This is a genomic window from Olegusella massiliensis, assembly GCF_900078545.1.
GTDB lineage: Bacteria > Actinomycetota > Coriobacteriia > Coriobacteriales > Atopobiaceae > Olegusella > Olegusella massiliensis.
Genome location: NZ_FLLS01000002.1, coordinates 1,649,020 through 1,670,110, shown reverse-complemented (window position 1 = coordinate 1,670,110; position 21,091 = coordinate 1,649,020). Strand labels below are relative to the sequence as shown.

General features: G+C 48.6%; 21 protein-coding genes. 1 reads left to right on the top strand and 20 read right to left on the bottom strand.

Translation table 11 applies throughout. The features are described 5' to 3' along the window. From BN4314_RS07565 to rpsP, 13 genes are all read right to left on the bottom strand, one after another. Positions 1 to 1,494, bottom strand: a complete 1,494-nt coding sequence (locus BN4314_RS07565; protein ID WP_068540640.1) for a YifB family Mg chelatase-like AAA ATPase — start codon at positions 1,492 to 1,494, stop codon at positions 1 to 3. Position 1,495: 1 nt separating this feature from the next. Beyond that, positions 1,496 to 1,909: a YraN family protein gene (locus tag BN4314_RS07560; RefSeq protein ID WP_068540638.1), complete on the bottom strand. Its 414-nt coding sequence runs from the start codon at positions 1,907 to 1,909 to the stop codon at positions 1,496 to 1,498. Between the two features lie 174 nt (positions 1,910 to 2,083). Further along, the gene (locus tag BN4314_RS07555; RefSeq protein WP_068540637.1) at positions 2,084 to 2,869 is read right to left on the bottom strand and encodes a ribonuclease HII; all 786 of its coding nucleotides are present in this window, start codon (positions 2,867 to 2,869) and stop codon (positions 2,084 to 2,086) included. 102 nt (positions 2,870 to 2,971) lie between these two features. Continuing rightward, positions 2,972 to 3,316, bottom strand: a complete 345-nt coding sequence (gene rplS / locus BN4314_RS07550; RefSeq protein WP_021735394.1) for a 50S ribosomal protein L19 — start codon at positions 3,314 to 3,316, stop codon at positions 2,972 to 2,974. Positions 3,317 to 3,529: 213 nt separating this feature from the next. Beyond that, complete coding sequence (gene ppdK / locus BN4314_RS07545) at positions 3,530 to 6,259, bottom strand: pyruvate, phosphate dikinase (protein ID WP_068540635.1); 2,730 nt, start codon at positions 6,257 to 6,259, stop codon at positions 3,530 to 3,532. Positions 6,260 to 6,443: 184 nt separating this feature from the next. Then, positions 6,444 to 6,848, bottom strand: a complete 405-nt coding sequence (locus BN4314_RS07540) for a kinase/pyrophosphorylase (RefSeq protein WP_021735259.1) — start codon at positions 6,846 to 6,848, stop codon at positions 6,444 to 6,446. A gap of 68 nt (positions 6,849 to 6,916) precedes the next feature. Beyond that, positions 6,917 to 9,013 (bottom strand): glycine--tRNA ligase subunit beta, encoded by a 2,097-nt coding sequence (gene glyS, locus BN4314_RS07535; RefSeq protein WP_068540633.1) that lies wholly within the window; start codon positions 9,011 to 9,013, stop codon positions 6,917 to 6,919. After that, entirely contained in the window at positions 9,014 to 9,919 is a 906-nt protein-coding gene (locus BN4314_RS07530; protein ID WP_021735293.1) for a glycine--tRNA ligase subunit alpha, read from the bottom strand. Positions 9,920 to 10,009: 90 nt separating this feature from the next. Continuing rightward, positions 10,010 to 10,558 carry a signal peptidase I gene (gene lepB / locus BN4314_RS07525; protein ID WP_068540631.1) on the bottom strand — a complete coding sequence of 183 codons (549 nt, stop codon included), beginning with the start codon at positions 10,556 to 10,558 and terminating at the stop codon, positions 10,010 to 10,012. A 1-nt stretch (position 10,559) separates the two neighbouring features. Then, complete coding sequence (trmD, locus tag BN4314_RS07520; RefSeq protein WP_068540630.1) at positions 10,560 to 11,267, bottom strand: tRNA (guanosine(37)-N1)-methyltransferase TrmD; 708 nt, start codon at positions 11,265 to 11,267, stop codon at positions 10,560 to 10,562. Positions 11,268 to 11,279: 12 nt separating this feature from the next. After that, positions 11,280 to 11,615 carry a ribosome maturation factor RimM gene (locus BN4314_RS07515; protein WP_232309736.1) on the bottom strand — a complete coding sequence of 112 codons (336 nt, stop codon included), beginning with the start codon at positions 11,613 to 11,615 and terminating at the stop codon, positions 11,280 to 11,282. A gap of 177 nt (positions 11,616 to 11,792) precedes the next feature. Beyond that, positions 11,793 to 12,110 (bottom strand): KH domain-containing protein, encoded by a 318-nt coding sequence (locus BN4314_RS07510; protein WP_021735402.1) that lies wholly within the window; start codon positions 12,108 to 12,110, stop codon positions 11,793 to 11,795. 3 nt (positions 12,111 to 12,113) lie between these two features. After that, positions 12,114 to 12,431 (bottom strand): 30S ribosomal protein S16, encoded by a 318-nt coding sequence (gene rpsP / locus BN4314_RS07505; RefSeq protein WP_068540628.1) that lies wholly within the window; start codon positions 12,429 to 12,431, stop codon positions 12,114 to 12,116. Positions 12,432 to 12,690: 259 nt separating this feature from the next. On the opposite strand from rpsP, the gene dinB reads away from it, so the two are divergent. Beyond that, complete coding sequence (dinB, locus tag BN4314_RS07500; protein ID WP_068540626.1) at positions 12,691 to 13,974, top strand: DNA polymerase IV; 1,284 nt, start codon at positions 12,691 to 12,693, stop codon at positions 13,972 to 13,974. 9 nt (positions 13,975 to 13,983) lie between these two features. Here dinB and rsfS read toward each other — a convergent pair whose 3' ends face one another. The 7 genes from rsfS to BN4314_RS07465 all read right to left on the bottom strand — a co-directional run bounded on the left by rsfS (position 13,984) and on the right by BN4314_RS07465 (position 21,054). Next, on the bottom strand, positions 13,984 to 14,376 hold the full coding sequence (gene rsfS, locus BN4314_RS07495; protein ID WP_021735471.1) for a ribosome silencing factor: 393 nt from the start codon (positions 14,374 to 14,376) through the stop codon (positions 13,984 to 13,986). 26 nt (positions 14,377 to 14,402) lie between these two features. Further along, positions 14,403 to 15,038 carry a bis(5'-nucleosyl)-tetraphosphatase (symmetrical) YqeK gene (gene yqeK / locus BN4314_RS07490; protein ID WP_068540624.1) on the bottom strand — a complete coding sequence of 212 codons (636 nt, stop codon included), beginning with the start codon at positions 15,036 to 15,038 and terminating at the stop codon, positions 14,403 to 14,405. Continuing rightward, positions 15,035 to 15,841 carry a nicotinate-nucleotide adenylyltransferase gene (gene nadD, locus BN4314_RS07485; protein WP_082911228.1) on the bottom strand — a complete coding sequence of 269 codons (807 nt, stop codon included), beginning with the start codon at positions 15,839 to 15,841 and terminating at the stop codon, positions 15,035 to 15,037. Before nadD ends, yqeK begins: the two co-directional genes overlap by 4 nt. A 46-nt stretch (positions 15,842 to 15,887) precedes the next feature. Beyond that, positions 15,888 to 17,009, bottom strand: a complete 1,122-nt coding sequence (gene proB / locus BN4314_RS07480) for a glutamate 5-kinase (protein WP_068540622.1) — start codon at positions 17,007 to 17,009, stop codon at positions 15,888 to 15,890. Continuing rightward, on the bottom strand, positions 17,002 to 18,372 hold the full coding sequence (gene obgE, locus BN4314_RS07475; RefSeq protein WP_068540926.1) for a GTPase ObgE: 1,371 nt from the start codon (positions 18,370 to 18,372) through the stop codon (positions 17,002 to 17,004). The genes proB and obgE overlap by 8 nt, the downstream gene beginning before the upstream one ends. Before the next feature lie 117 nt (positions 18,373 to 18,489). Beyond that, on the bottom strand, positions 18,490 to 19,236 hold the full coding sequence (locus tag BN4314_RS07470) for an energy-coupling factor transporter transmembrane component T family protein (RefSeq protein WP_021735274.1): 747 nt from the start codon (positions 19,234 to 19,236) through the stop codon (positions 18,490 to 18,492). Continuing rightward, positions 19,237 to 21,054, bottom strand: a complete 1,818-nt coding sequence (locus BN4314_RS07465; RefSeq protein WP_232309735.1) for an ABC transporter ATP-binding protein — start codon at positions 21,052 to 21,054, stop codon at positions 19,237 to 19,239. Positions 21,055 to 21,091 lie beyond the last annotated feature (37 nt).

Here is a 21,091-nt window from a genome sequence, read left to right as displayed (position 1 = left end):
CTATGAACTCATCGTACGATACGAGCATGCTTCGACAATGTCTGTACTGTTTACTTCGTCCCGACAATCCAAATCTGCAATTGTCCTTGCTACTCTTACAACTCGTGAAATAGCTCTGCCTCCAAAAGATTTTCTTCGAGCAATATCTTCTAAGGTGCTTTGAGCTTTAAGATCAAGCGCGGCGATTTCAGCAAGACTAGCTGTCTGCCCTTTTTCGTTATGCGTGCCTCTCCATGCACAAAACTCACGAGCTTGACAGACAAGCTCTCTCATCTGAGTAGAACTTGTACCTAACTCCCCTTGAATAACTCGTGATTCCTTAGGTCGTGTCACAGTAACCTGCAAATCAATACGATCCATTAAGGGACCGCCAATACGTCCTTGATAGCGAGTGACCTGTCCAGGGCTACAGGTACATACGTGCCCTACATCACCCAGATACCCACAAGGACATGGATTGGCTGCAGCAACTAATTGAAAGGCACAGGGGAATTTATAAATGCCATCTACGCGAACAATACGCACTTCTTTATCTTCAAGAGGCTGGCGTAAGGCTTGCAGCGTACCTGGAGCAAATTCCGGCAGCTCGTCCAAAAACAAAATCCCATTGTGGGCCAACGATACCTCACCGGGCATAACAGGTCTGCCACCGCCTACCATACCTGCATATGAAATAGAATGATGAGGCGATCTAAAAGGACGAATCATTTGAAAACCCTCAACGAGGGGTTCTCCTGCCAAGGAGTGAATAAGCAGCACCTCTGTCTGTTCTTCCGCAGCTAAGCTTGGGAGTATGGTAGGTAGCCGCTTGGCAAGCATGGTCTTTCCAGCTCCAGGAGGCCCCACCATAAGTAAGCCATGACCACCCGCAGCAGCTAAGCAAAAAGCACGTTTAGCTATCTCTTGGTCTATAACATCGGCAAAATCAAGACTATATGGCTGCTTTGAAATTTCCAAAAATTGAGTTTGTTTGTCATAAGCGAGTCGATCAACCCCCTGTTTAAGCTGAGTCAAACTTGTAAGCAGCTTCATATGTGATGCTAAGTTTGCGGGCAAAGCCTCTCCTGCCCCTGTTATCAACTCCAAACCCATTTCATCGGCAAGAAGTGCATAAGCAACCATGCCCCGTACCGCAGCTACCCCGCCATCCAATGCGAGTTCCCCTACAAAAAGGCAGCTATCTAAATCTCTATGGGGAATTTGTCCGGTAGCAGCAAGAGTGGCCACCGCTATAGGTAAATCCAAGCCACTCCCTCGTTTTTTAAGTTCTCCTGGAGCAAGATTGACCGTGATATGGAGTCGTGGCAAGTCATAGGAAGCTGCCTTACAAGCACAGCGCACGCGTGGCCGCGCTTCCAAGACTGCAGAATCAGGCATACCAACAATGGTCATCCCAGGAATTCCCGCAGCAAGAGATACTTCTACGGTTACAGGAAGAGCCTCAGCTCCCCTAATAACCGCTGTATGCACTGCAAATCGAGACTGTGTTGCCATGTTATTCATCCCACATATAGGCATAGGGAATGTAGCGTACATGGGCATTGTGCTGACCATATACGTTAAGTGCAAGCACACTAAAATACACCTGTGTCTCAAGAGCATGAGCACTGATATACATCAGTGCAATATTGCGATAGCGACGTTGTTTGGCTTGACTCACGGCTTCTTCAGGATATATCGTTGAAGTTTCCTTTGTGGTATATCGTGTTTTCACCTCAACGAGATGAATATGCTGCTTGTCATCAATCGCAACGATATCGGCTTCACCGGCAGAACAAATCCAATTACGCTCTACAATTTTTAGGCCAATAGTATTTTCCAAATAGCGACAAGCTAAACACTCTCCTAGATAACCCAGCTCCTTTGAAGTCAACTCTGCAATTGGCTTTTCACGCTCTGTTGCTTCCAAAATTTCTCCCTTCTCGATCCCTTATAAGACTTTGAAGAGGGCAACTTGGATTTTGTTTGTTGTTAATCTGACCTTCAGCTGCAAGCAGTCTTGCAAGCGCAGCTGCATAACAAGCCTGTCCAGTAGAAATAGTTCAACTGACAAGAATCACAAAAGGCGGGCACAAAAATATTCTTAAAAAAGCGACGGCATTTCCACAAAGTTGCTGCAAAAACTTACACGATGGAGAGGTGTGAGTCCAAATTGCTTAATTGCTGCAATATGTTCTGCGGAACCATAGCCTTTGCAAGAAGCAAAGTGGTATTCAGGATAACTTTTGTCATACTCAACCATCAGTTGATCTCGTGTCACTTTGGCAACAATCGAAGCTGCAGCAATTGCGGCGATTTTTGCATCACCTTTAACAATCGTTCGTTCCTTGGGATGTGCATGAACGGGATTTCCATCGATCAAAACAGAGTCTGGTTCGACTCCCGTATCAACAATAGCTTCACTCATTGCTTGTCTAAGCGAAGCTGCCATACCCTGCTTATCGATTAGCTCAGCAGGTATATGAGAAATACCGATAGAAACTGCTATGGTTTGAATCCGTAAAGCAAGCTCGCTTCTCTGCTGGGGACTTAATTGTTTGGAGTCATTGACACCCAAAATCTCTGGCTCATCTGGCAATACCACTGCTGCGACCGTCAAAGGTCCTGCTATTGCACCTCTGCCCACCTCATCTACACCAATAGTGATGCCTGAACCACCAAGTTCTTTTTGCAAGAGATACATTCCGTGCACACGACTACGCTCCCGCAAGAAATGTTCTTGACGTCTACGTGCACTTTTTAGCGCCTGCTGAACCTGCGCCCGCGGATCTTCTGCGTAGCGAGAAATCAAGTTGTCTATTTCATCATGAGAGGCAGTTTTAAAAAGCCCTGCAATCTCCCGTGCTGTCGCAGCATGCTCCACAGACATCCTCCCTTGTTTTATCCAAATAAAATGTAGCACACAGCAAGTCTGTAACATAAAAAAGCCGCCCTAAAGGACGGCTTAAACACTCGTTTTGTTGCGCTAAAACTAAATACGCTTCTCGCGAAGACGAGCTGCCTTGCCCACGCGATCGCGGAGGTAGTACAGCTTTGCACGATGTACCTGACCATGACGAACAACTTCGAGTTTTGCAATCTTGGGAGAATGCATGGGGAATGTACGCTCAACACCAATGCCAAAGCTCAGCTTGCGAACCGTAAAAGTCTCGCGAGCACCTTCGCCACTAATGCGGATAACATCACCCTGGAAGACCTGCAGACGCTCGCGCTCGCCTTCCTTAATGCGATAGTGTACCTTGACGTTATCGCCAACGATGACTGTGGGGATATCCTCACGAATCTGCTGACGCTCAATCGCCTTGATGTAGTCCATGAAACTTCCTCATCTCTCGTCCAGAGGTGCCGCCAACTCAAGCACGGCACATGGCATGTTTACACACCGTCGGTCATTCTAAGCGTTTATCAAGTCCCTTACAAGTACTAATAAGGGTTTTGTCTGCTGTATCACATAAGTTACGTGCAATTTCACAAAAAAGAGGAGCCCCCTAGAGGCTCCTCTCAAAATCAGCTTGATGCAAAAATCAAACTAGTCGAGCTTGGCCTGTGCTGCTGCAAGGCGTGCAATAGGCACACGATAAGGGGAGCAGGACACATAATCGAGGCCGAGCTTGTAGTACATGTGAATGGACTCGGGGTCACCACCGGTCTCGCCACAGACACCACAAACAATGCCAGGATTGCCCTCATGACCACCCTCAACACCGAGCTTAACGAGCTTGGCAATGCCAGGATCGAGTGTCTCGAAGGGGTTAGACTTGAGAATCTTACGGTCAAGATACTGAGGAACAAATGCAGACTCAACGTCATCACGAGAGAAGCCAAAGCCCATCTGCGTGAGGTCATTGGTGCCGAAGGAGAAGAAGTCGGCATGCTTTGCAATTTCATCAGCGATGACAGCAGCGCGAGGGATCTCGATCATGGTGCCAACGGGGATGGAGAGTTCGACACCCTCTGCCTCGCACACAGCCTTGATCTGAGCCTCGACCTGAGCACGAACCTGCTCAATCTCGGTCTCAAGAGAGACAAGAGGAATCATGATCTCAGGCTGAGGATCGAGACCCTCCTTCTTGAGCTGAGCCATAGCGGTAGCGATGGCACGGGTCTGCATATCATTGAGCTCAGGATAGACGATGCCTAGACGGCAACCACGCAGGCCAAGCATGGGGTTGGCTTCCTGATAGCTATCGAGCTTCTTGAGGAGCGCCTTACCCTCGCTGATATCCTCACCCTTTGCCTCAGCGCGTGCGAGAGAAACCTCAAGCTCACGCGGGGACTCCAAGAACTCATGCAGAGGAGGATCAAGTAGACGCACGATGACAGGCAGACCATCCATGGCCTTGAACATCTCGTAGAAGTCGCCAATCTGAGCTTCATACAGCTTAGCAATAGCCTCGTCCTTGGTTGCCTGATCCTCGGCAAGAATAAAGGACTGGATAAGCTGCTTGCGATCACCCAAGAACATGTGCTCAGTACGGTCAAGACCGATACCAGTTGCACCAAACTCACGGGAGAGCTTTGCGTCAGCAGGGTTGTCAGCATTGGCACGAACCTGGAAGACGCGACCAAGAGACTCATCGTTAGAAATCTCGTCAGCCCACTCAAGGATGGTGCCGAGGTCACCAGCGAGCTCAGGACGAACCAAATCAACAGCACCGAGGATGATGTTACCCGTGGAGCCATCGATGGAGATGATGTCGCCTTCCTTCAAAACGATGTCGCTACCAGCAATGCTAGCTTCTTTCTTGGCGACATCAATATGGAGAGACTCGCAACCACAGACGCAGGGCGCACCCATACCACGAGCAATAACTGCTGCATGAGAAGTCTTGCCACCATGTGAGGTCAAGATGCCCTCGGCAGCAACCATGCCAGCAAGGTCATCAGGAGTGGTCTCCCAGCGAACGAGAACACAGGGCTTGCCAGCTTCTTGATAAGCAACGGCGTCAGCAGAGGAGAAGACAACAGCGCCCACAGCTGCGCCAGGAGAAGCATTCATGCCCTTAGCTACGACATCATATTTTGCCTTGGAGTCAAACTGAGGGTGAAGCAGCTGATCAAGCTGATCGGGAGCAACACGGGACACAGCGGTCTTCTTGTCGATACGACCCTCTTCAACCATCTGGATAGCGACACGAAGTGCAGACAAAGCGGTACGCTTGCCAACACGAGTCTGCAGCATCCAAAGCTTGCCCTGCTCAATGGTGAACTCAAGGTCCATCATGTCAGCGTAGTGATCCTCAAGAATCTCAAAGACGCGGAAGAGCTCCTTACCTGCCTCCTCAAGACCAGGGACATGGGGAAGATCAGCAATGGGCTCAGTGTTACGAATACCAGCAACAACATCCTCGCCCTGAGCATTGACGAGGAAGTCACCGTAACGCTCATTGGTACCATCAGCAGGATTGCGGGTAAATGCAACGCCAGTAGCAGAGGTGTTGCCCTTGTTACCAAAGGCCATTACCTGCACGTTGACAGCAGTACCAAGCTCATCAGGAATCTTGTTCTGCTTACGGTAAAGGATGGCGCGCTCGGTATTCCAAGAGCCAAAGACTGCCTGCTCGGCAAGACGGAGCTGCAGGATGGGGTCATGGGGGAAGACAGCCTTGCCGTCAAGTTCAACCTCAGGATACTTCTCGACATCAACGTTATCAGCAAAGATTTGCTTGAACGTCGCAACAAGATCTTTAAGGTCATCGGCATCGAGCTCAGTATCAAGCTTAACGCTCTTTTCGGCCTTTTTGGCGTTGATGGCATCCTCGAAGAGCTGACCAGAAACACCCATAACTACGTCAGAGAACATCTGAACAAAACGACGGTAGGAGTCGTAAGCAAAACGGGGATTGTCAGTCTGCTTGATAAGACCCTGAACAGAGTCATCATTCAAACCAAGGTTCAGAACCGTATCCATCATGCCAGGCATGGAGAAAGGAGCACCGGAACGAACAGATACCAACAGAGGATCCTCGGCGTCACCGAGCTTCTTGCCCATACGCTTCTCGAGATCCTTACGGTACTCATCAATCTCGTCGAGTACACCTTCAGGCCAAACATTGCCTGCACCAGAATACTCAACACAAGTCTGGCAGGTAATAGAAAATCCTGGAGGAACAGGAAGACCAATATTGGCCATCTCGGCAAGGTTTGCGCCCTTGCCACCTGTAATCCACTTTGCCTTGTCGACGGTCTCGCCTGCGACCTCAGTCACATTCTTACCATTTTCGTCAAAGCCGAACCGGTACACGTGCTTTTCAGCCATACGCACTCCTTGATTCATTGCTTTAGGTAGCTAAAGCCACCCCAGTACCAACAGCAGCATGATAGCGCAATCCAGCATTTAAGCTGAATCCAAATTAACACGGCAGACATGCAGGCCATCGTTTCCGCACTACGAGGAAATATTGGCCTGCATGTCTAGCTCAATTTTTCACAATATGAGCAGCTTACGCGAGCTCTTGCACAGAAATTTCTGCACGATGCCCACTGATACTTACGGGCTCAGAACCCGTAAGGCTAGAAATAACCGTGATAGCAGGACCAAGCAAGTCAACAGAAGGAATACCCCTGCTGTCTAGCTCGCGCCTAATATCGCGGCGAAGATTTTTATCAGCAATTGTGTGAAAAACAGCCGTAGGTGTATCCTCTTCGCGATTCTTGTCGAGGTAGTCACAAACCATCTCAACATTGCTTACATTGCCCAACTGTTTAACAATAATCGCATCATCCTCAAACTGGTCAGCCGCAGCCTCTACAACGCCGACCGCAGTCTTGCCGCGAGCGTCAGAGAGAACGAATACGACGGGAAGAGGTTCTTCCCCAATCTCCTCGCCGATGAAGTCCTCAGGCATGAATGCGTTCCTTCCTCTCAAACCGGACCTTTATGTCCGACTTTGTACACATGACAAAGCGTACATACCTAGCGTTTGCGGGAAAGTGCTCCGATATCTGCCACGTCTGCGAAGACATTTGCAAAGCGGTTTAACAGTCGAAGCCTGTTCTCCCTTAACTTAGTGTCCTCGTCCATGACAAGTACGTCATTAAAGAATCGGTCGATGGGCTCTCTTAATGCCGCGAGAGAGCGACATGCCCCTTCATAGTCACCTGAAGTCAATGCTTTCTCCACATTCTGTTCACCTTCGCAACAAGCTTGGAGCAAGCTCGATTCAGGTTCAGTAAGTAAAGTTTTATCAACTTCAATACCTAAATTTTTGTCAGCAAGGTGCGCGGCACGGGCGTATGCCACCGCCAAATCATCAAAAAGTTCAGGTTGACTTGAGCGCGCCTCATCAAGAGCGTGAGCGCGGGCAAAGAATTCCGCGGGGTCAATGACACCTACTGCAGAAACAGCATCGATAGCGTCCGGAGCAATACCATCTTTTTTAGCCATAGCAGCAAGACGACCTGCAAAAAACCTGGCAACGTTCGCCTCAACTTCAGATTCATCAAAGCTAATGCCCTGTGCCGCAAGACTAGAAAGCGCACAATGAATAAGCTTGCGAAGCTCAAGCTTGGGCAAAATCTTGAGAATAGCAATCACACCAATTGCCGCACGACGCACAGCAAAGGGGTCTGCAGAGCCTGTAGGCGGCTCACCAATAGCAAACATGCCACAAGCGGTATCAATCTTGTCAGCCAAGGCTACAAGCTGCCCCACAACACCAGAAGGCAATTGGTCGCCTGCAAAACGAGGACGGTAGTGTTCGCGAATTGCATCGGCAACCTCAACAGACTCCCCCGCTGCCTCAGCATAGTAACCACCCATAACACCTTGCTGACTCGTAAACTCAATAACTGCTTGGCTCACGAGATCTGCCTTGGCAAGATGTGCGGAGCGTTGTACCTTCTGTGCTAGTTCTTCGTTAGCATCCAACTGCTGCGCAGCTGCCAAAGCAAGGGCTTCCATACGCTCAACCTTTTGACGCATGGTGCCCAACTTCTCTTGGAAGACAACCTGGCTCAAACGCTCGACAAATTCATCCATCGGAACCTTAAGGTCCTCATCATAGAAGAACTTTGCATCGTCAAGACGAGCCCTCACCACACGCTCATTACCATCGATAACCGTTGCAGCGCAGCGAGGGTCTGCATTGCTCACAACAACAAACTCGCAGGTAAGCTTGCCATTCTTGTCATAAATAGGAAAATAACGTTGATTGGAAAGCATGGACTCACAGATAATCTCATGAGGAACAGCAAGAAACTCCTCATCAAACTTACCCACAATAACTGAGGGCCACTCACAAAGATTGACAACCTCTTGGAACGTAGCACGGGGTGTATCTACATGTGCACCACCACGCTCAGTTTCAATTTGAGCAATACCCTTACGAATAACCTCTGCACGCTCTTTTTCACCCAGCACACAAGCAGAGCGAAGAACATCTTCGTAAAGCTTGGGCTCGGCGACTACATGCTCTCCCGCACCTAACACGCGGTGTCCACGGGTAGTATTGCTGCTTGTCACATCACCATACGTGAGCTCTATAACTTCACTCCCCAGAAGAGCGCAAATCCAACGAACCGGGCGCACAAAACTCACGTGCTCAGAGCCCCAGCGCTGACTACGGTAGTTAGGCCATTCAAGATGCGAGATGATGCGCTCACCAAGCTGGGTCAGCAGAGGTTCTGCTGGATGGGATTCTTCGTGAATCTCAGCAAAGACATACTCGTTGCCATCGGCATCTACATGCTTTTGCAGCTGATCTGGGCTCACCCCTTGTTTACGAGCAAATCCAAGAGCTGCTTTGGTAGGGTTACCCTCAGCATCAAAGGCAATACGTGCGGCAGGTCCACGACGAGACTCATTGCGCTCCTCGGTAGCACAAGCCACGTCTGCCACAAGAGCAGCGAGACGACGCGGTGTCGAGATAATACGCACCTCACCGTGAGACAGCCCAAGCTCATCAAGTCCTTCGTCCACTAGTTTTCCCAGTTGAACAACGGCGTTAGAAAGAGGTGCGGACGGCATTTCCTCAGTACCAATTTCGAGAAGAAAATCCTTCTTATGAGCCATTTAGGCCACCTCCTTCTTATCTGCGCTAGATTTACTCGCGACCTCTGCCAAATATGACTCGCAGCAAGCTTTGGCAAGGGTACGTACACGAAGAATATAATTTGCGCGTTCAACAGCAGACAGTGCACCGCGAGAGTCCAGTAGATTAAAGGCATGACTGCACTTCATAACGCAGTCATAGCCAGGAAGCGGTAACTTACGATCAAGACAGGCGTGGCACTCTCTCTCGTAATCATCAAATTTCTGTCGCATCATGGCAACATTGGCCAGCTCAAAGTTATATACCGAAAACTCACGCTCGTTTTCGAGGAAGACATCACCGTATTTGATAGCGGTGCCATCAGGCAGCCAACTCCATACCAAGTCATAAACCGAATCAACCTGTTGAGCATACATAGCAATGCGCTCAAGGCCATAGGTAATCTCCACGGGAACAGGGTCAACTTCAATGCCACCTACCTGTTGGAAGTAGGTAAATTGAGTAACCTCCATGCCATCCATCCAGACTTCCCAGCCCAAGCCCCAAGCACCCAACGTAGGACTTTCCCAGTCATCTTCAACAAAACGGACGTCATGCTCTGCAGGGTCAAGGCCAATTGCTGTAAGCGATCCCAAATACAGTTCCTGAGAATCAGCTGGACTAGGCTTGAGCACTACCTGGAATTGATAGTAATGCTGCATACGATTGGGATTTTCACCATAGCGTCCATCAGCAGGACGTCGACAAGGTTGCGGATAGCAGGTGCGCCAAGCTGCGGGCCCCAAGCTACGTAGCAAAGTAGCGGTATGAAAGGTACCAGCACCGACCTCGCTATCGTAAGGTTGCATAACCGTACAACCTTGATCTGCCCAGTAATGCTCAAGGGCCAAGATCATGTCTTGGAAGCTTAGTGGAGTAGTACTCATAGTCCTGCTTTCCTCTCGTTAACTTCTTTGTACGACAAAACCATACTTTGATTTTCTCGTACATCAGTTGCAGCTCATAAAACTGTGTGTCTACTTTAAGGCACCCCAGCGGTTGGGCGGCCAATAAATCCATATTGCCTCAGAAGTGATGGAACTTATAGGAATGGGTCCAAAATAACGCGAGTCAAGGGAATCGGTGCGATTGTCCCCCATAACCCAAACCTGTCCTTCGGGGACGGTAAAAGGATACGTAATTCCACCTGCCACCCACGTTTCGTTTAAAGGATACGTAGGGGCAGCCGAGGTATAGGGTTCATCAAGTTTTTTACCATCAACCCAAACTGCATTATCTTTAATATCAACAGTTTGACCAGGGCCTGCAATGATACGTTTAATAAGCGTATCGCCTGTGCCTTTAATATCGTTAAAGGTTACAATCTGACCCACTTGAGGCTCGTTTGTCCACAGGCTCACTTTCTCACCTATCAGGTGATCCCCCTGCTGGATTGTTTGAAGCATCGAGCCTGATGGCACTTCATAAAATTCAACCACATAAGCGCGGATCAGCAAGCTGGCCCCAATAGCAATGACAAAGGTCAGCACCCATTGTAGCCAATTGGGAATACCACGTTTTTCCATACTACGCCCTCCCCTCCTGACGTGCCAAAGAAGCATCTTCTAGCAAATCAGGACGCCACTTTTGGGTACGCTCCAATGCACTTTGAGCCCGCCATTTTGCAATTTCTGCATGATTACCTGAGAGCAAAACTTCGGGCACTTTTTTACCTTCAAAATCAGCGGGCCGAGTATATTGGGCATATTCCAACAAACCATCTGAGAAAGATTCGTCTAACGCACTATTCTCATCACCTAAAGCACCCGGTAATAAACGCACGACAGCATCACTTACAACCAAAGCTGCAAGCTCCCCACCTGTCAGTACGTAATCACCAAGGGAGATAATCTCATCTGCCAGCTCGTAACAACGTTCGTCCATACCCTCATAACGACCACAAACAAACAATAGATGCTCTTTTTTGGCAAGACGTTGTGCGCAAGACTCATCAAAACGTCTTCCACAAGGTGAAAAGAAAACCACATAGGGCACAGATGAACTACGGGACTTAAGATCGCGCACGGCATCAAAGATGGGTTGAGGCTTCATAAGCATGCCTTGCCCGCCACCAAAAGGAGCATCATCTACCGTGTGATGCCTATCATGTGTCCAATCGCGCAGATTATAAGCTTTAAAGCTCAAAATTCCTTTATCCTGTGCGCGGCCCATGATAGAGGCATTCATATAAGGTTCAAAGACTTCGGGAAAGACGGAAAGTGTTTCAATTTGCACAGCCTCTCCTCCCTAAACAAGTCCATCAGGCAAATGAACATGAATAACGCCTTGAGTAGGCAACTCGTCAATGAACTCATCGATAGCAGGAATCAACACTTCTTTGTTGCCTTGACGCACAACCCAAACATCATTGGCAGGGCCGATCATAATCTCACAGATACGTCCCAGTTCACCATATGCGCGGTCAGCTACTTGACGACCTACCAGCTCATCCAAGGCAGGACCTAAATCACCAGGTAACTCTTCGACAGGAGCTAAAAGATAATGGCCCACCAAGACTTGGGCGTCAGAAATACTGGTGACATCAGATAGCGAAATTAACTGACCCGTGCCTGCGTTGGTCACGTGATCTATCCGATGGAACCTATCTCGCTTGAGCACAGGTGGAACACAGGCCACATGCATACCGGCGTATAACAAGGGGGGAAGCCCCGCGACCGGAGTCGCTACGACCTCCCCACTTTTGCCATGTGTCTTTGTTATACCTGCGACCAAGCGCCAATGTTTGCGCGCCATGGCCACCTAACCTACAACCTCTACCTCGACAGAAGTACCTACACGTGAACCAAGGGCACGAGCAAGCGTGCGAATGGCCTTAATCGTGCGACCACGACGACCAATAATACGGCCGGCATCTTCTTCGGCGCAGCTCACCTCAATAAGTGCGCTGCCCTCACGGTCGGTAACATCCAAAGAAACGCTATCTTGATCGGCTACCAAACCACACACGATATACTCCACGAGATCTGCAACCTTGTCCGAGGCGAGCTCCTCACCGTCCTGAATCTCCTCGACTATATCGATGGTCTCTTCAGTGACGTCGGCGAATTCGCCGGCCATGGCTTACTCCTCGTCCTGAGCTGCTGCTACCTTGGCCTGAGCCTTCTTGGAAAGCTTGGCCTTCTTCTCAGGTGCAGGAGCACCAGTACGCACGATGTCCATCAGATGAGAGACAGTAGAGCTGGGCCGAGCACCCTTAGCAACCCACTCATCAATCTTCTCAAGGTCAAGCTGGATGGTCTTGGGAGTGGTCAAAGGATTATAACGACCAACCTCCTCAATATAACGACCATCGCGAGGCATACGACCATCAGCGACGACAACGCGATAATAGGGACGCTTCTTGGCGCCGTGACGGGCCAAACGAATCTTGACTGCCAATGAAAACTCCTTCAGACGAGCGACACCGTGGTAGTAGTAGTTGTGTCGCTTTGCCACACAAATGCTCTCCTACTATACGACTCCTAGCGTTTGGTGCAAGGTATAGTTTTTGTATCTTAAAGACAAAATCCATGTAAAAGCAACGTTTAAGCAGCTCTAAGAACAAATTTATCAATGTTTTTTGAATTTTTGAGCAAAAAGTATTTCAGTTTATACGGGGGCGCTTAGAACAAACGAACCGCCCTGCCACTTACCTATAATGACAACTATGGAGAATGCACACGATGACAGAGCAGTAATTCCTTGGTCAGGACGAGCAATCGGCTTGCTTGATCTTGATGCTTTTTTTGCCTCGGTCGAGCAGCTTGATCACCCTGAATGGCGAGGCAAACCCCTTATTGTTGGGGGTTCCTCAAAACATCGCGGTGTCGTCTCAACCGCATCTTATGAAGCGCGCAAATTTGGCATTCATTCTGCTATGCCTAGTTTTCAAGCAGAACGTCTTTGCCCCCAAGCAATTTGGACTGAAGGTCATTTCTCACGATACCGCGAGTTATCTGCAGCTGTCATGAATATTCTTGTTGATGAAACTCCCTTGGTAGAGCAAGTTTCTATTGATGAAGCTTTTTTTGATATAACACCCGGTCGCTATGCTGCAGAAAATCCCCTTGTTATTTGTCGGCGGATTCAAAATCGTGTGGAGAAACTTGGAATTAGTTGCTCAATTGGACTTGGCATCAACAAAACTATAGCCAAAATCGCCTCTGAGCGAGAAAAGCCCCGTGGACTTACCATTGTGCCTCCAGGTACAGAAGCTCTCTTTTTGGCACCTCTGCCCGTACGCGCTATGAGTGGTATCGGGAGTAAGGCGGAAGCAAGGCTTCAATCGCTACATATAAAAACTCTCGGACAACTTGCCCAAGCAGATCCACAGCAACTCAGACGCATATTAGGAAGTTATGGACCTCGCCTCATAGAACGCGCGGCAGGCAAAGAGCAAAGCGTCGTCGCGGAGCGGGCCATACGTGAGGCTCCAAAGTCAGTGTCTTCTGAGCGTACGTTTGCCCATGATCTATGCGATAAAAAAGATGTCTATGCTGCGGTCTTGCATGTAGCCGCACTCACGGGTGCACGCCTGAGAAAAAAGGGGCTTAAAGGTAGTGAGCTAAGCTTAAAGCTCAAGTTTGACTTCAATAAAAGCCATACTATTCAGCGTCAACTTGATCAAGCTACAGATGATGAACATGAATTTGCCCAGGTAGCACTCGAACTCCTTGAGCAGATTTGGCATGAAGGAAGCCCTGTACGTCTTGTAGGCGTGGGTATAAGCAATTTTGGAGCAAACAAATCCCAACAGCTCAGTCTCTTTGAAACGGAGTCTGAGAGAGAAGTAAATCAACGCCTGGCCAAGAAAAAACGTGACCTACGCCGCCTTGCTCTTACCACTGACGAACTAAAATCACGTTTTGGAAATTCCGTTATTGCCTATGGACACGATTTGCGCCTACGCGGCGAGCTCAATGAAAGCGGTCGCTCTAAATAAGCCGGAAGCTTATTTATTTTTGTCATGAGAATCTAGCTCTGCCTGGCCCTCTAAACCAAAATTCACACGTGGAGCATCTCCCCAAAGGCGTTCAATACGGAAGTACTCTCGTGCTTCAGGTCTAAAAACATGAATAACTACGGCACCATAATCCATCAAAGTCCAGCCAGAACCTGCTTTGCCTTCAACAGACAAGGGTGCTTCTTGGCAATTCATCTTTACCTTTTCCTCAATTGCCTCGAGCACTGCATCAGCTTGTGCCTTGCTAGAAGCTGTACAAATCAAAAAGTAATCACACATATCGGTCTCATTTTCAAGATCGATAATGACCAAATCCTGAGCTTTTTTGTCATCTGCAGCAATTGCGGCAACGTGTACGAGTTCGAGGGGTGTAACTGCCATGTAGCTAACCTTTCTTGAAGACTTCCTTAGTGCTTAAGGACATAGCTGTTGTATAACTCTAGGGTACCCGGATAAAGGTAGCGTCTACCTTCCAACACGTAGACTACACCGCCAATAAACGACTCCCAATAGAGCTCTTCCAGTGAAACTTTTCCTACAAGCGAGCGTGTACGCTCAATTCCTGGACTTGCAGGACGCAAAGGCTCAATACCGTCAGCAATAAATAGCACCATATCAAGAGGTGTCATATCTTGAGCCCCTGTGGTATGACGAGCAATAGCTTGCCATACTTCGGAAGGAAGTTCAGGAAATTGGCAAGGCAAATCGTGAGCGGCAGTTAAGCCATGCAAAAGATTTCCCACCAAAGAAAGCTCAACACCCATATCAATATTTGCAGCCTGAGCGTGCTGTAATTGCTCATCAAAGGTAAGCGTCTTATCCCAATCGTGCAATATACCCGCCGCCTGTGCAAGATAGGAACTAACACTATAGATATGTGCCAAGCGTGCTGCTTCAGCCGCTACAGAAAGTGAATGAGCAAACCTCTTGGGCTTAACAACAGCCATATGCTCACGCAAAGCAGCGCGCAGCTTTGCAAGCTCTACGATTTGATCAGCATCAAGGTCTTCATTGATTTCGCGACAAAATTGAAGTTCACTCATGCAGTTACTTCCTCTGTAGCACCATCATGTACACGGGTTTTTCCCAGTCCCATCACCGATCCATAGCTCAAAGAACGTGCTCCATAAAGCTCATGTTTGTGAATATAACCAGTAACGGCATCCGGCGTAAGATAACGTAGACTCTGGCCTTCTTCAACACGCCTACGCAGATAACTTGAGGATATTGCCAATGCCGGCACTTCAAGATAAGTTACTTGGAAGTCATAGGGAGACTCTTCGATTGCAGCTTGTGCATGTCTCAAGTCATAACCTGGACGAGTAGCACCTACGAGATGAGCCAGATTTGCAATATTTCCTGCATCCTTCCAACGCACTATATCGGCAATAGCATCTGCACCGGTAATAAAGAAAAGCTCAACATTATTTGGATATATTGATCTCAGCAAACGAAGCGTTTCAGCTGTGTACGTCACACCCTCACGGTCTACCTCAAAGCGACTCGCCATAAAATGTGGGTTGTCTGAGGTAGCAAGTAAAGTCATAGCATAGCGGTCTTCACCCGAAGAAACATGCACATGCTGTTTGAAGGCGGGAGAACCCGCAGGCATAAAGACTACGACATCAAGATTGAGCGCATCAAAAGCGGTCTCAGCACAAACAAGGTGCCCATGATGAATGGGGTCAAAAGTGCCACCCATAATACCCAAACGATAGTGCTTTTTTGGATCGCTACCCAGAAGTGGTAAGTCACCACAGGCAGGCGTGCGTATACGCAACTTTTGACTCGCGATATGCGCAGGACTTAGGACACCGCTACCGTCATCAGGCTCTCGCAAAGGCATTTCGAGGGTTCTCCTCTCCGCTCATTGAGTCTAGCTATCGCTCATGCTAAAAAACAAGCATTTCATCTCGGTGAATTGCAGGAGTAGATGCTTTTTCAGGCAAGAAACGCCCAATAATCTCAAGGCGTAAACCTTGTACGCGGATCATATCTTCACTGCTATAACGGCTCACTCCGCGACCAATAAGACTGCCGTCGGGACCAAACACGCTCAAAACATCACCTTCGGCATAACTCCCTTCACTTTGGGTAATGCCCACAGGAAGAATTGAACCACCTTGTTCGAGCACAGCTTTGCAGGCTCCCTCATCGAGAGTAATTTGCCCGCGAGCAGGTTCGGCAAGCCCAATCCATAGTTTGCGTGAATCCTCATGATTTGCCGTAGCAGATTCAAAACGCGTACCTATCTCCTTGCCCAGCACGGCATCAAGCAAAATATGTGGCGTACGTCCACGACACACAAGCGTAGGAATGCCTGCTGCCATCGCAGCACGTGCTGCTCGAAGCTTAGTTGCCATGCCGCCTGTACCAATAGAGCTACCCGAGCCTGATGCCATTGCACTGATATGAGTATCAATTTGGCTCACATGATGGATAAGTGTAGCTTCAGGGTGTGTCGAAGGATTGGCAGTGTATAGCCCATCTACATCAGACAAAATGATGTACAAATCTGCTGCCACTAAGGTGGCCACGATGGCACCCAGCGTGTCGTTGTCGCCAAAAGTAAATTCAGCTACAGAAACCGTATCGTTTTCATTGACAACGGGCACTGCACCCAGCTCAATAAGGCTGCGTAGAGTTGTGCGTGCATTGAGATAGCCTACTCTATCCATCATATCTCGCCGGGTAAGCAACACCTGACCACAGGCAATGCCATGTTCTTCCAAAACCTCACCGTAAGCCCCAACAAGAGCAACCTGGCCAGCAGCAGCACACGCTTGTAGTAAAGCTATATCTTTAGGTCGTCTCTCAAAGCCCAGCTTATCAAGACCTGCGGCAACAGCCCCTGAGGAGACAAGAATAACGTTGATGCCTTGATGTTCAAGCTCAGCTATTTGGTCACAAAGCTGACGCACAAAAGAGGTATCGATACGAAAATTTTTATCTACAAGCGTTGACGAGCCAAGTTTGACAACAATAGTTCCACCTGTAGGTACGATATTAGGCATCGACAAAACCTTCGTCCTCCGCGTCCTCTAAGAACTCTTCCTCTAAGACAGACTGAGCATTGCGGGCACCCTCATAATCAAAGGCAAAACCCAAAATGCGCACCTCATCGCCTTCCTGAACTCCCGCTTTTTCTAGACGGTCAAACAGGCCAATACGCTGCATGCGATGCTGCATAAACGAAATAGCCTCTTCGTTTTCCCAGTCAGTCTGCACAATCATACGCTCAATAGCGTCCCCGGTAATACGCCAAACATGGCGCTCTTCACGCGTAATGTGGATAGCCGTTTCACGACGGCGACGTTGTTCTTCGAGACGTGCATTTAGCTCTTCGGCAGACTCCCCCACCTTAATAGCAGCCCTAAGGCTTGCAACACGTGTCGCGCAGGCAGCAACAAGGGAATTTAAACCTTCACCGGTAGCTGCTGACACGGCAAAGAAAGATCTGCCATCGGCTGTGGCTGCCGCCCTTAGGCGAGCGACGGCATCCTCGGTACCCGGTATGTCACATTTGTTGGCAACAACAATCTGGGGGCGTTCAGAGAACTCCTCAGCATATACCTTAAGCTCTGTATTAATGGTCTTGTAGTCGCGAACAGGGTCACGACCCTCAAAACCACCTGTCGCATCAACCACATGAATCAATAAGGCTGTTCGTTCAATATGGCGAAGGAATTCATGACCCAACCCTCTGCCAAGAGCTGCGCCCTCAATAAGGCCGGGAACATCTGCAACGACAAAAGATGATCCATCTTGTGTGCGAGCTACTCCCAGATTAGGTACAAGTGTTGTAAAGGGATAGTCAGCAATTTTGGGGCGAGCAGCTGAGATACGCGCAATAAGAGAGCTTTTTCCTACCGATGGCATGCCAACCAAGGCTGCATCAGCTAAAAGTTTCATCTCAAGCTCAATCCAATGTTCCTTTGCAGGCACGCCTTTTTCTGCAAAAGCAGGAGCACGACGCACAGAGCTCACAAAATGAATATTGCCACGCCCGCCGTGACCACCAGGGCCCACAATGACACGCTCCCCAGGAGCAACAAGATCGGCAATCTCAAAACATGGCTCCATAGTCTCAGCATCAAGTTCTCGCACGACCGTCCCTAACGGTACATGCAGTTCAAGATCACGGCCATCCTTACCATGGCGGCGCGACCCCTGCCCATGAGTACCGCGTTCCGCTTTAAAATGATGCTTAAAGCGATAGTCAATCAAAGATGAAATATGTGGATCAGCGACAAGCACCACATCGCCACCACGACCTCCATCTCCCCCATCAGGTCCGCCCTTAGGTACATGCGCCTCACGACGGAATGACATGCAGCCAGCACCACCATCTCCGCCCTTAACGCAGATTCTCGACATATCTGTGAAGCTAACGCCCAAAGTTTCCTCCTTGATTGCTGCTTCTATGGTAACAAACCCAGCATGCCCAAGGGACATCATGCCTATACCTAGCTGGGTTAAGGTAAAAAATAATCCTTACCAAAGGATAGAAGCAGCCACAATGAGCACGCCTACAGCAAATACAACAATATCAGCCACGCCAAAAGGATAGCGTTTATAGGAAGAGGAACGCGTGCGCAAATAAAAGCCTCTTTCCTCTGCTGCAAGTGCAGTATTATCGGCTTTGGCAACCGAAGAGATGAGCAGCGGTGCTGCAAGCGGCAACATCAAACGTAGGCGTCTAAAAATTCCACCTTCATCAAAAGAGGCGCCTCGGGCAGTCTGAGCTTCAACGATTTTGTTCATCTCATCCGCAAAAATCGGCACAAAACGAAGAGCAGTTGTAATGGTAAAGGCGTAACGATACGGAACATGCAACACTTCAACCGCAGCATTTGCAAGGTCAGTAAGTCGAGTCAAAGTGAGCATTTGTACTAAGGGAATGGCAAAAGCTACGAGGCGCAAGGCGACTAATACACCTGTGGAAAGACCGCGGTCTGTCACAAACAAAAAAATAGCCGTGCCATCTCGAATAATAAGCAGCTGAACCAAGCACATTATCAAGCCTAAGCCCAAAAGGCCCGTAAGCAGACTGAGAGTCTCTTTGCCAATGCCCGCATAAAGACCTATGAGTACTTCCACACCAATGATGGCTAGCAATGCAAAGGGATGGGGCGCTAAAAAAACAGCCACACAAATACAGAGCGCCAATAAAACCTTGGAAAGAGGATTGGCTCGATGAAGCAAAGTGGTGCCCTCGGAGTATTTCAGAAGACCTGCCATTTATCTCACCAGACCTTCCGTAATGGTCACAATATCGCTCACCTCAGAGAGACTTTTATAGGCACTATAGCCATCAGCTGCCAACTTGTTCGAAAGACCAAGAATCTGCGGCGGTGCAACAGAAGCTTGCTCCATGAGCGCAGTATTCTCAAAAAGCTCAACAGGATTGCCGTCAGCACGACTAAAGCCATCAGACATGACCATAATACGACTTGCAAAGTCATAGACAACTTCCATGTCATGGCACACCATCACAATGGCACAGCCCTGCTTGCGCGCCTCTTTGACCGCCCTCATGACGACCATGCACTCTTGATAATCAAGACCGCAGGTAGGCTCATCCAAAATAAGCAATTTTGGGCGCACGACGACTACACTGGCAAGAGCCACAATCTGCCGCTGGCCACGTGAAAGCGAAAACGGAGCCACATCAGCTGGTAAGGAAAACCGTTTAATCGTTTGTGTTGCTCGAGCGCGGGCTATTTGTGTATCAACGCCTAGCAATTCCAAGGAAAAAGCTACTTCATCGAGGACAGTTTCTTTGCAAATCTGATGATCGGGATCTTGAAAAAGCGTTGAGACATAACGTGCAATCTGACTTGTACGAGCTACAGTTGTATCCAAACCACAGATATTTACCCTACCTTCGGAAGGCTTGAGAAGACCATTCATGAGTTTGGTAAGGGTAGTTTTACCTGCACCATTTTGGCCAATAATGGCAAGCAGTTCACCTGGATGCACCTCAAAATTAATATCTTGCACCGAAGCAGCATGAGGACCATAGGAAAAACCTACATGATCAAAAGATAAAACTGGCTGTTGCATGACAGTAGTGCTAGGTTCGGGTTGCATTACAAATGCATCTTCACTTCTTCTGGGCTCAAAATCAGCCGTGCGAGGAGTTTTATTGCCAGCGATTAGATTCTTGATACCAATAAATGCAGTATCCGTAGTCAAAAAAGAACAACTTTTATCAAGTAGCTGCTTTGCGTGCAGCTTATTTGACACACGAGTAACGCGTGGAGAATCTACGCCAATGGCTTTGAGTTCTTGACGGTGCGTCAAAACTTCTGCGGGGCTGCCATCAAGGGCAACCGTTCCTTCGGAAAGTACGAGCATACGCTGACAATATTCAGCAAGTAGAGCAACTTTTTGCTCCACCACTACCACAGTAATTCCTTGCGTCTGATTGAGTAGGCGAAGCGTATCAAATACCTGACGCGAGGAAAGAGGATCGAGTGCTGCCGTAGGCTCATCCAAAACCAACACACGAGGTTGCAAAGCCAAAATTGCCGCAATGGCAACTTTTTGCTTTTGTCCCCCAGAAAGAGTCGCAATATCGCGATAAAGCAAATCAGGGATGCCTACCGCTTCAAGCGCCCCAAATACGCGCGGCATTATTTGTTCATGATCAACGCCGAAATTTTCAAGACCATAAAGTAACTCATCTTCTACGTTTGCAGAAACCATCTGTGCATCAATGTCCTGCAAGACGCTACCAACAATCTGAGAAACATCCGTAAGCTCGACTTCGCAGGTATCAATACCCGCTACCAAACAAGCACCTCTGAACTCACCTTTAAAATGATGAGGTATCGCACCCGACAGCACTGAAGTAAGAGTGGTTTTGCCTGCTCCAGAAGGACCAATGATACCTACGAAGTCACCTTCATTAATGTCAACACTTACATCGCGTAACGCATAGGGGCGCATATGCAGGGAGTTATTTTTTTGCGTCATATCTTCGAAAGCAAACGATACGTGAGACAATTGAATAACTGGTGTGGCAGTCGAATCACATGCCCTACATACTGACACTACAAACCCCTTTCAAAGGATGAGAACACCCTTGATG

Excerpts from the sequence above, each read along its gene's own strand:
- BN4314_RS07565 (WP_068540640.1), bottom strand. The coding sequence starts at position 1,494 with ATGGCAACACAGTCTCGATTTGCAGTGCATACAGCGGTTATTAGGGGA.
- BN4314_RS07555 (WP_068540637.1), bottom strand. The coding sequence starts at position 2,869 with ATGTCTGTGGAGCATGCTGCGACAGCACGGGAGATTGCAGGGCTTTTT.
- rplS (WP_021735394.1), bottom strand. The coding sequence starts at position 3,316 with ATGGACTACATCAAGGCGATTGAGCGTCAGCAGATTCGTGAGGATATC.
- ppdK (WP_068540635.1), bottom strand. The coding sequence starts at position 6,259 with ATGGCTGAAAAGCACGTGTACCGGTTCGGCTTTGACGAAAATGGTAAG.
- BN4314_RS07540 (WP_021735259.1), bottom strand. The coding sequence starts at position 6,848 with ATGCCTGAGGACTTCATCGGCGAGGAGATTGGGGAAGAACCTCTTCCC.
- glyS (WP_068540633.1), bottom strand. The coding sequence starts at position 9,013 with ATGGCTCATAAGAAGGATTTTCTTCTCGAAATTGGTACTGAGGAAATG.
- BN4314_RS07530 (WP_021735293.1), bottom strand. The coding sequence starts at position 9,919 with ATGAGTACTACTCCACTAAGCTTCCAAGACATGATCTTGGCCCTTGAG.
- lepB (WP_068540631.1), bottom strand. The coding sequence starts at position 10,558 with ATGGAAAAACGTGGTATTCCCAATTGGCTACAATGGGTGCTGACCTTT.
- BN4314_RS07510 (WP_021735402.1), bottom strand. The coding sequence starts at position 12,110 with ATGGCCGGCGAATTCGCCGACGTCACTGAAGAGACCATCGATATAGTC.
- dinB (WP_068540626.1), top strand. The coding sequence starts at position 12,691 with ATGACAACTATGGAGAATGCACACGATGACAGAGCAGTAATTCCTTGG.
- rsfS (WP_021735471.1), bottom strand. The coding sequence starts at position 14,376 with ATGGCAGTTACACCCCTCGAACTCGTACACGTTGCCGCAATTGCTGCA.
- yqeK (WP_068540624.1), bottom strand. The coding sequence starts at position 15,038 with ATGAGTGAACTTCAATTTTGTCGCGAAATCAATGAAGACCTTGATGCT.
- nadD (WP_082911228.1), bottom strand. The coding sequence starts at position 15,841 with ATGCCTTTGCGAGAGCCTGATGACGGTAGCGGTGTCCTAAGTCCTGCG.
- proB (WP_068540622.1), bottom strand. The coding sequence starts at position 17,009 with ATGCCTAATATCGTACCTACAGGTGGAACTATTGTTGTCAAACTTGGC.
- obgE (WP_068540926.1), bottom strand. The coding sequence starts at position 18,372 with ATGTCGAGAATCTGCGTTAAGGGCGGAGATGGTGGTGCTGGCTGCATG.
- BN4314_RS07470 (WP_021735274.1), bottom strand. The coding sequence starts at position 19,236 with ATGGCAGGTCTTCTGAAATACTCCGAGGGCACCACTTTGCTTCATCGA.